The following is an 8084-nucleotide window of genomic DNA, read 5'->3' as shown; positions in this document are numbered from 1 at the left end:
AGCGCGCGTCGCTCGCGCCCGGCGCGCCGCCGTTCGGCGTGAAGGCGCCCGCCCTGTGCAATTTCGTTTACCCCGAGGAGCCGCATCACCGGCGCGGCCGCCATCCGGACGGCGTGAGCTGGGCCGCGCCCGTGCGCGTGCTGCGCGGCCCCGAGTACGACAGCTTCACGCCCGAGGCGCAGCGGGCCTTCTGGTCCGACGAATGGCGCGTCACGCCCAACAGCAACCGCATGGGCTACCGGCTCGAGGGAACGCCGCTCGAGCGCGCGGCGCGCACCGACCTGCTCTCGCACGCCGTCCTGCCCGGCACGATCCAGGTGCCGCCGAACGGCCAGCCCATCGTGCTGATGAGCGACGCGCAGACCACCGGCGGCTATCCGAAGATCGGCGCCGTGATCCGCGCCGATTTGTGGAAGCTCGCGCAGGTGCGGCTCACGGCCGGCTTGCGCTTCGTCGAGGCGACGGCGGCCGTCGCGCGCCGCGCGCTACAGGAGGAACGGGCCTACCTGCTGCAGATCGATACCGCGATCGCCATGCAGGACGAGCGCCACGCGAGCCGGCGCGCACGCAGCGCGAGCGCGCAGGGTCTGGGCGCATGACGCGGGCGGCCCGAACTTCCGGCGCTGCGGGCACCGCCGCCCAACGTCGCGAATCCAATCACTATCAGGCAACCCGCAAGGCCGCGAGCAAGGCACGGGGCGGGGCCGCCGCATCGAAGCGCGCCGCGCGGCCAGGCACAACCAGGCCAAGCGGGCGCCGGGCAATACGGAGAGAAACACCATGACGACCATCGATCTGAACGCCGACCTCGGCGAAGGCTGCGGCTCCGACGAGGCGCTGCTCGACCTCGTGAGCTCGGCCAACATCGCGTGCGGCTGGCACGCGGGCGGCGCCAACGCGATGCGCGAGTGCGTGCGCTGGGCCGTGGAGAAAGGCGTGTCGATCGGCGCGCACCCGAGCTTCAACGACCCCGAGAACTTCGGCCGCAAGGAGATGGACTTGCCCGCCGAGGAAATCTACGCGGGCGTGCTGTATCAGCTCGGCGCGCTCTCGGCGATCGCACAGGCCGAGGGCGGCCGCATCGCGCATGTGAAGCCGCACGGCGCGCTCTACAACCAGGCCGCGCGCGACGCGAAGATCGCCGACGCGATCGTCTCCGCAGTGCACGACTTCGATCCTTCGGTGACGGTGTTCGCGCTCGCGGGCAGCGGGCTCGTGGTCGCCGCGCGGGAGGCCGGGCTCGTGGCCGTGGAGGAAGTGTTCGCCGACCGCGGCTATCGCTCCGACGGCTCGCTCGTGCCGCGCAGCGAGCCAGGCGCCCTGCTCCACGATCAAGATGTCGTGCTCGCGCGCACGCTCGCGATGATCCGCGAGCAGCGCGTGCAGGCCGTGGACGGCGCATGGGTGCCGCTGAACGCCCAGACCATCTGCCTGCACGGGGACGGTCCGCACGCGCTCGAGTTCGCGCGGCGCATCCGCGCGGCGCTCGACGAGGCCGGTATCGGCGTGCGCGCGGCGGGCGTGACCGAGGCCTGAGCGCATCGCGCGAAGCCGCCGGCGCATGAGCCGCGCATCGAAGGACACTCGCAGCACATCAGCAGCACATCGACAACGCAAAAGCAGCACATCAGCCGTACACAAACAGCGCACAAGCACCAAATAAGCGGCAAACAAGCAGCACAGAGGCAAAAACAGGGCCACCAAGAGCCGGGCAGTCAGAGCGCTGCGCCACGCCACACGCGTGCGCGCAGCGTTTCACCACCGCGCCCCGACGCACATGACGCAGCGGGGCACGGCGATAACGACGCACATAAAATGGAGACAAAGAGATGCAGAGCACCGTCAACTTATGGCCGCTCATCGGGGTGGCCGTGATCATCGCCGGCTTCGTCCTGCGCTTCAATCCGATGCTGATCGTCGCCGCGGCGGCGATCGCCACCGGCCTCGCCGCCGGGTTCCCGCCCGGCAAGATCCTCGCCGCCATCGGCACCGGCTTCATGAAGACGCGCAACATCCCGCTCATCATCCTGCTGCCGCTCGCCGTGATCGGGCTCTCGGAGCGCCACGGCCTGCGCGAGCGCGCGCAGATCTGGATCGGCAAGATCAAGGCGGCCACGGCCGGGCGTCTGCTGATCGTCTACCTGCTCGTGCGCGAGCTGACCGCCGCGGTCGGGCTCACGGGCCTCGGCGGCCATCCGCAGATGGTGCGTCCGCTGATCGCGCCGATGGCCGAAGGCGCCACCGAAAACCGCTTCGGCAAGCTCCCCGACGCCGTGCGCTACAAGCTGCGCGCCTGGGCCGCCTCGACCGACAACGTGGGCCTGTTCTTCGGCGAGGACATTTTCGTGGCGTTCGGCGCGATCGTGCTGATGGTCACGCTGCTCAGGGAAGCCGGCGTTTCCGTCGAGCCGATCCACGTTGCGCTCTGGGGCATTCCCACCGCGATCTGCGCGTTCCTGATTCACGGCACGCGCCTGTGGCTGCTCGACCGCAAGCTCGAGCGCGAGCTGGGAGGCATCCGGCGCGCGACAGCGGGTCAGCCCGCGGGCTCGGCGGCTCTGCCCGGGACCGGAGCAAGCGCCAAAGCGCCCACTCCGGATCGCGAAGGAGACGAAGCATGACGATCACGCTCAACTGGCTCTTCTGGCTGCTCGGCGTCGTGCTGTTGATCGTCGGCGGCATGATCGTGCTCGACCGCGAGCATCCGCGCCGCTTCACGGCGGGCGGCTTCTGGCTGCTCTATGCGCTCATCTTCCTGATCGGCGACCGCCTGCCCGCCGAAGTCGCGGGCGTGCTCGTGCTCGCCATGGCGCTGATCGCCGGCTTTGGCGGCGTGACCGCCGGCAAGCCCAGGGTGCCCTCGCTCGAGGCACGGCTCGCGAGTGCGAAGCGTCTCGGCAACAAGCTCTTCGTGCCGGCGCTGACGATCCCCGCCGTGACGGTCGTGCTCACCCTGGCGGCCAGCCATCTCGTGGTGGGCACGACGCCGCTCGTCGATCCGAAGAACGTCACGCTGATCGGCTTCGGCATCGGCTGCGTGATCGCGCTCGGCATCGCCTGCCTCATCACGCGCGACAGCGTCGGCCAGTCGATGCGCGAGACGCGCCGTCTCGTCGACGCGCTGTCGTGGGCCGCCGTGCTGCCGCAGATGCTCGGCATGCTCGGCCTCGTGTTCTCGGACGCGGGCGTGGGCAAAGCGGTCGCGCACGTGACCACCTCGACCATCAACATGGACGTGCGCTTCGTGGCCGTGGCCGTCTACTGCATCGGCATGGCGCTGTTCACCGTGATCATGGGCAACGGCTTCGCCGCGTTTCCGGTGATGGCGGGCGGCGTGGGCGTGCCCGTGCTGGTGGGCGTCTTCCACGTCAATCCGGCGATGATGGCGGCGATCGGCATGTTCTCGGGCTACTGCGGCACGCTCATGACGCCCATGGCCGCGAACTTCAACATCGTGCCCGCCGCGCTGCTGGAGCTGCCCGACAAGAACGCTGTGATCCGCGTGCAGGTGCCCACGGGGCTTTGCATACTCGCGGCCAATATCGTGCTGCTGAACGTGCTCGGGTTTTGAGCGGGCCCGGGCGCAGCGGTTCTAGCCAGGGCGCAGGCACGGGCCGGCGCCCTGGCGGGTCCGCTCACGCTTGCCTCTCGGGCGGCGCGGCGCGCAGCATCGCGACGAACTGCGCGAACTGCGGGAAATGCCGCGTCATGAGCGCTTCGGGCAGCAGGTACTGCGGAAAGCTCGCCGACGTATTGCACCCGTGCAGCACGTGCAGGCACAGGCCGGCGTCGTCGGGAAAGTGCGCGAGGTTCGCGCCACGCTCGAGTGCGGCCTGCAGGAATTTGCCGTCCTCGTTGAGCGAGCACGATTCGAACGGGCCCGCGGCCCACAGGCGCTTCGTGTAGACGTAGCTGAAGCCGTAGCCGGAATGGTTGTCGGCGAACGCCTTGTGGTCGGCGGGAAAGTTGAGCGCAGTCATGGGCTGCGCGCTCCAGTGGAAATGCAGTCCGCTCTTGCGCAGCAAATCCCACCACGCGAACTGGCCGTACACGCGGCTATACAGAAAGAACGCGCTGAGCTTGACGAAATCGGCCCGCTGCTGGGTCAACTGCGCGCACATGGTGCGCAGATAGGGCGGCGCGTAGTATTCGCCATCGTCGAAATGGGCGATGACCTCGGCGCGCGCGAGCGCCACCGCGAGATTGCGCTTGGCGCCTGCGCTCATGCGCTGCGGCAGATGGCGGTACACCACGCGCGCATCGTCGAGGCCCTGCATGAACGCGCTGGGCCGCTCGCTGTCGTCGATCACGATCCATTCGCTGGCCCGCAGGTCCTGATGCGCGAACGACCGGTACGCATGCTGCAGCATGTCCTCGCGCTCCCAGGTCGGGGTGATGACGCTGACAACGGGCGCGTCGGTCCTGGCAGTCGGTGAAGTCGTCATGTTGCGGTCCTGGACAGACAAAAAAAGTGCATCGTAGAACCGCCTCATACGAACCGAAATCGAAAACCCACTAAAGCGCGAAGCCGTATGCGGCTCACCTTGTGATTCGATCATTGCCTCCATCGCTTTCGGAGTTTTCTTATCGATGCGGCGGGGCCGGACCCTTACCTTCTATGGTTCTCCCCAATCCGGTCAGATGCGTGTCCAGCGCTCACGCGCCCTGGCCGCGTCACATCGCCATGACTTCGAACGCTTCCGGTTCCACCGCTTCCGCTGATTCCTCCGCGCCTGGCGAACACGCTGGGCACACCGATCCCGCCGCGCCCGTCGTTTCGCCAGCCGCGCGCCTCGCCGCCGCACTCGAAGCGCATGGCGCGGGGCGCCTCGATGAAGCGCAAGCGATCTATAGCGCGCTCGTCGAGCGCGATCCGGCGCATACCGGTGCGTTGCATTACTGGGGCGTCGTCTGTCATCAGCGCGGCGACCATCGTGGCGCGCTGGCGTTGATGGACCGCGCGCTCGCGCACGCCCCCACCGATGCGGTCTGCTGGAGCAACCGCGGCCTCGCCGCGCTCGCGCTCGGCCAGCACGCCGAAGCGGCGCACAACCTGCGCGAAGCGCTGCGCCTCGCCCCCGGTTTCGTCGATGCGCACAGCAACCTCGCGCTCGCGCTGCGCGAAGCGGGCGACTACGCAGGCGCGGAGCGCCACTGCCGCGCGGCAATCGCGCTCGCGCCGGCCTCCGTGAACGCGCTCGTGAATCTGGGCAGCGTGCTCGCCAGGCTGCGGCGCCACGAGGAAGCGCTCGCCAGCTACCGCGAAGCGCTCGCACTCGCGCCCGGCGACGCCGCCATCCACTTCAATCTCGCCAACGCGCAGCGCGCACTCGGCGATGATGCCGCCGCCATCGCGCAATACCGTCGGGCCGTGGAGCTGGCGCCCGGCTACGCGGCCGCCTGGGTGAACCTCGGCACGGCGCTGGGCCAGACTGGCGACTACCGCGCGGCGGAAACGTGCTATCGCAAGGCGGTGGAGCTCGAGCCGAACGCGGCGAATCTCGTGTGCCTCGGCGCTGCGCTGGGCGCGCAGGGGCGCAACGACGAGGAAGAGCCCTACTACCGGCGCGCGCTCGAGCTGGACCCGCAGCACGCCGACGCGCGCCAGAACCTCGTCTGGCTCAAGCTCAAGCGTGGCGAGTATCGCGAGGGCTGGGCCGAATACGCCCGGCGCTGGCGCGCCTGCGACTACGCGCCGTTCGATATCGAAGGCATGGCCGAATGGCAAGGCGAGCCGCTCGAGGGCAAGCGCGTGCTGCTCGTGCACGAGCAGGGCTTCGGCGACCAGATCCAGTTCGTGCGCTATGCGAGCACGCTTGCCGCGCGCGGCGCGAGCGTGGACGTGTGCGTGCCGCAGACCCTGCAACTGCTCGCGCAGTCGGTGCCGGGCGTGCACCGCGCGTGGACCGGCACGCCGGCGGGCGATTACGACTACTGGTTGTACGTGATGAGCGCGCCGTCCGCGTGCGGCACCGAGCTCGACACGGTTCCGGCGACGGTGCCCTATCTGTTCGCGCGCGAGGTCGACATTCAAGCGTGGAAGCCGCGCGTGCAGGCCGCCATGGCCGCGGATCTCGCGCGCGAGGCCGGCAAGGCGCCGGATGGCGCCCCGCTGGCGGCGCACGAAGCCGCCGCAACGCCAGCATCAAAGGCAGGAGAAAAACCCGCCGTGCGCAAGCCTGCCGGCTACCGCAACATCGGCCTCGTCTGGGGCGGCAATCCCGGCTTCTATAACGACCGCAACCGCTCGGTGGCGCTGGCCGGGTTCCGGCCGCTCTTCGCGCTCGAGAAAATCAGCTGGTTCTCGCTGCAAAAGGGCGAGGCGGCCCGCGCGCAGCTCGCGGGGCTGGCCGGCGACGCGACGATCCACGACTTCACCGACGACCTGCGCGACTTCGGCGACACGGCCGCGCTCATCATGAACCTCGATCTCGTGATTGCCGTGGACACCTCGGTCGCGCACCTGGCCGGCGCGCTCGGCAAGCCGGTCTGGATCCTCGTGCCCGCGAACGGCGAATGGCGCTGGCTCGAAAAGCGCGCGGATTCGCCGTGGTATCCCACCGCGCGGCTCCTCCGCCAGCGCGAAGTGGGCGACTGGCAGACGGCGCTCGACGAATTGCGCGAGGCGCTCGCTGAAAAGCCCAAACGCGCGGGCGCGCGAAAATCCGTGCCGAAAACCCCGGAACCGCCGCACGAAGCGAGGCAGCAAGCCACGCAAAAAGCGGCAAGGCCGGCGCCCGCCCAGGCGCCAAATGGCGAGCTGGACCTCAGCCCGGATCGACCGTAAATCCGCGCTGGCGCAGCAACTGGAGCACGCCTTTCTGCCCGCCCAGGTGCAGCGCGCCAATCGCCACGAACAGCGGCTTGTTGGGCGCCGCATACTGCTGCATGCGTGCGACGAAGCGCCGGTTGCGCTCGTAGACAATGCGGTTATCCACCGAAGCGGCCACGCGCGGATCGTGCGCGAGCTTTTCGGTGCGCGCGGCGTCCCAGGCCGCGATCGCGTCGGCGTCGCCCACGCGCCACAGGCGCAGCAGCGTCTGGACGTCGGCGACATTTTGCGCGGGCGTCTGCGCGAGATCCTGGGCGAGCATCTCGCGCTGCTGCGCGAGGTTCAGGTACGTGAACGCCCGCATCTGCTCGCCGAGCGTCTCCAGTCCGACGATGCGCCGCCCCTTCAGGCGCAGGAACACGTTCTGCAACTGCGCCTCCGTGCCGTACTCGGTTTGCAGGCCCGCGCTCAGCGAATCGTAGGTTTCCACCAGCAGCGAGGCGAGCCAGGGCTTCATCTTGCGGATCTCCGCGAGCGCCTCGGGATTGCCACGCAGGCGCGCCGCCAGCTTCGCCCACAGCGGCTCGGGCAGGAGCTGCTGCAGACAGGGCTTGCGGCACACGCCATATTTCGAGACGTCGTCCTGCGAGACGAGCAGGTCGTCGGGCGAGAGTTCGAGCGCGAGCGTCGGCGAGGCGTTGAGCGCCGCGAGAATCGGCGCCCGGAACGGCTGGTTCGGCGGGTAGTCGGCGGGGTCGCCCACGTGCAGCGTACCGAGCAGATAGATCGTGGTGGTGCCGCGCGTGGCGACGTAGAACGGCATGCGAGCCGGTTGCGTGCGCACCGGACCGCCCGCCGTCGTGCCCGACGCATAGCTCGGCATGGGGGGCGGCGAGTGGAAGCCGGGCAGGCCTGGCGCCGGAATGGGGGGATGCATGGCGGGCGTGTTGGCCGCGGTGGCCGCGGCCAACGCGCTGGGCATGAATGCGCGCGACTGCGGCAAGATGCCGCTGAAGAGGGACGTGGCAGCCAGCCGCGCGTGCCACGCCGGGTCCGCGCCGCCATGCACCGTGCCTTGCAGCCACACGAGCCGCAGCGGACGGTCGAGCGAAGGCCCGAGGGCAACGGCCAGCGCGAGCGCCGCGGCCAGCACCGCACGTAGCCAAGCACGCAGCCACGAGCGCACCCGTGACTGCGCACACAACAGCGCACATAAAAACGCGATGGCGCCTCCCCGACCTGGTCTTTTCAATGCGGCGCGACGGCCGCCCCTTAGCGGGCGGCGCGTAAAACGACGCGCCGCCGTCGCTTC

The 8084-nt window shown here is 69.4% G+C and carries 6 protein-coding genes and 1 pseudogene; 5 read left to right on the top strand and 2 right to left on the bottom strand.

Features of this window, described 5'->3' with window-relative positions:
- The 4 genes and pseudogenes from BO1_RS47630 to BO1_RS47615 form a co-directional block, all read left to right on the top strand.
- Nucleotides 1–599 (top strand): annotated as a pseudogene (locus BO1_RS47630) (allophanate hydrolase); the annotation flags it as partial.
- Between the two features lie 181 nt (nt 600–780).
- Nucleotides 781–1536 (top strand): 5-oxoprolinase subunit PxpA, encoded by a 756-nt coding sequence (gene pxpA, locus BO1_RS47625; protein ID WP_028223607.1) that lies wholly within the window; start codon nt 781–783, stop codon nt 1534–1536.
- 293 nt (nt 1537–1829) lie between these two features.
- Entirely contained in the window at nt 1830–2621 is a 792-nt protein-coding gene (locus BO1_RS47620) for a DUF969 domain-containing protein (RefSeq protein WP_028223606.1), read from the top strand.
- Complete coding sequence (locus BO1_RS47615; protein ID WP_028223605.1) at nt 2618–3571, top strand: DUF979 domain-containing protein; 954 nt, start codon at nt 2618–2620, stop codon at nt 3569–3571. The genes BO1_RS47620 and BO1_RS47615 overlap by 4 nt, the downstream gene beginning before the upstream one ends.
- 64 nt (nt 3572–3635) lie before the next feature.
- On the opposite strand, the gene BO1_RS55835 is transcribed toward BO1_RS47615, so the two are convergent.
- Nucleotides 3636–4445, bottom strand: a complete 810-nt coding sequence (locus BO1_RS55835) for a glycosyltransferase family 2 protein (RefSeq protein WP_043289189.1) — start codon at nt 4443–4445, stop codon at nt 3636–3638.
- A gap of 239 nt (nt 4446–4684) precedes the next feature.
- Here BO1_RS55835 and BO1_RS55830 point away from each other — a divergent pair, with 239 nt between their 5' ends.
- Nucleotides 4685–6787, top strand: a complete 2103-nt coding sequence (locus BO1_RS55830; protein WP_063744768.1) for a tetratricopeptide repeat protein — start codon at nt 4685–4687, stop codon at nt 6785–6787.
- Here the strand turns inward: BO1_RS55830 and BO1_RS47600 are convergent.
- Entirely contained in the window at nt 6768–7868 is a 1101-nt protein-coding gene (locus tag BO1_RS47600) for a TraB/GumN family protein (RefSeq protein ID WP_028223604.1), read from the bottom strand. The genes BO1_RS55830 and BO1_RS47600 overlap by 20 nt on opposite strands.
- Nucleotides 7869–8084 lie beyond the last annotated feature (216 nt).

The organism is Paraburkholderia oxyphila NBRC 105797 (assembly GCF_000685075.1).
In the GTDB taxonomy this organism is placed as follows: Bacteria; Pseudomonadota; Gammaproteobacteria; order Burkholderiales; family Burkholderiaceae; genus Paraburkholderia; species Paraburkholderia oxyphila.
The sequence above is the reverse complement of the archived record's forward strand: the minus strand, read 5'-3'. Positions and strand labels throughout refer to the sequence as shown.

Excerpts from the sequence above, each read along its gene's own strand:
- BO1_RS55835 (WP_043289189.1), bottom strand. The coding sequence starts at position 4,445 with ATGACGACTTCACCGACTGCCAGGACCGACGCGCCCGTTGTCAGCGTC.
- BO1_RS47615 (WP_028223605.1), top strand. The coding sequence starts at position 2,618 with ATGACGATCACGCTCAACTGGCTCTTCTGGCTGCTCGGCGTCGTGCTG.
- BO1_RS55830 (WP_063744768.1), top strand. The coding sequence starts at position 4,685 with ATGACTTCGAACGCTTCCGGTTCCACCGCTTCCGCTGATTCCTCCGCG.
- BO1_RS47620 (WP_028223606.1), top strand. The coding sequence starts at position 1,830 with ATGCAGAGCACCGTCAACTTATGGCCGCTCATCGGGGTGGCCGTGATC.
- pxpA (WP_028223607.1), top strand. The coding sequence starts at position 781 with ATGACGACCATCGATCTGAACGCCGACCTCGGCGAAGGCTGCGGCTCC.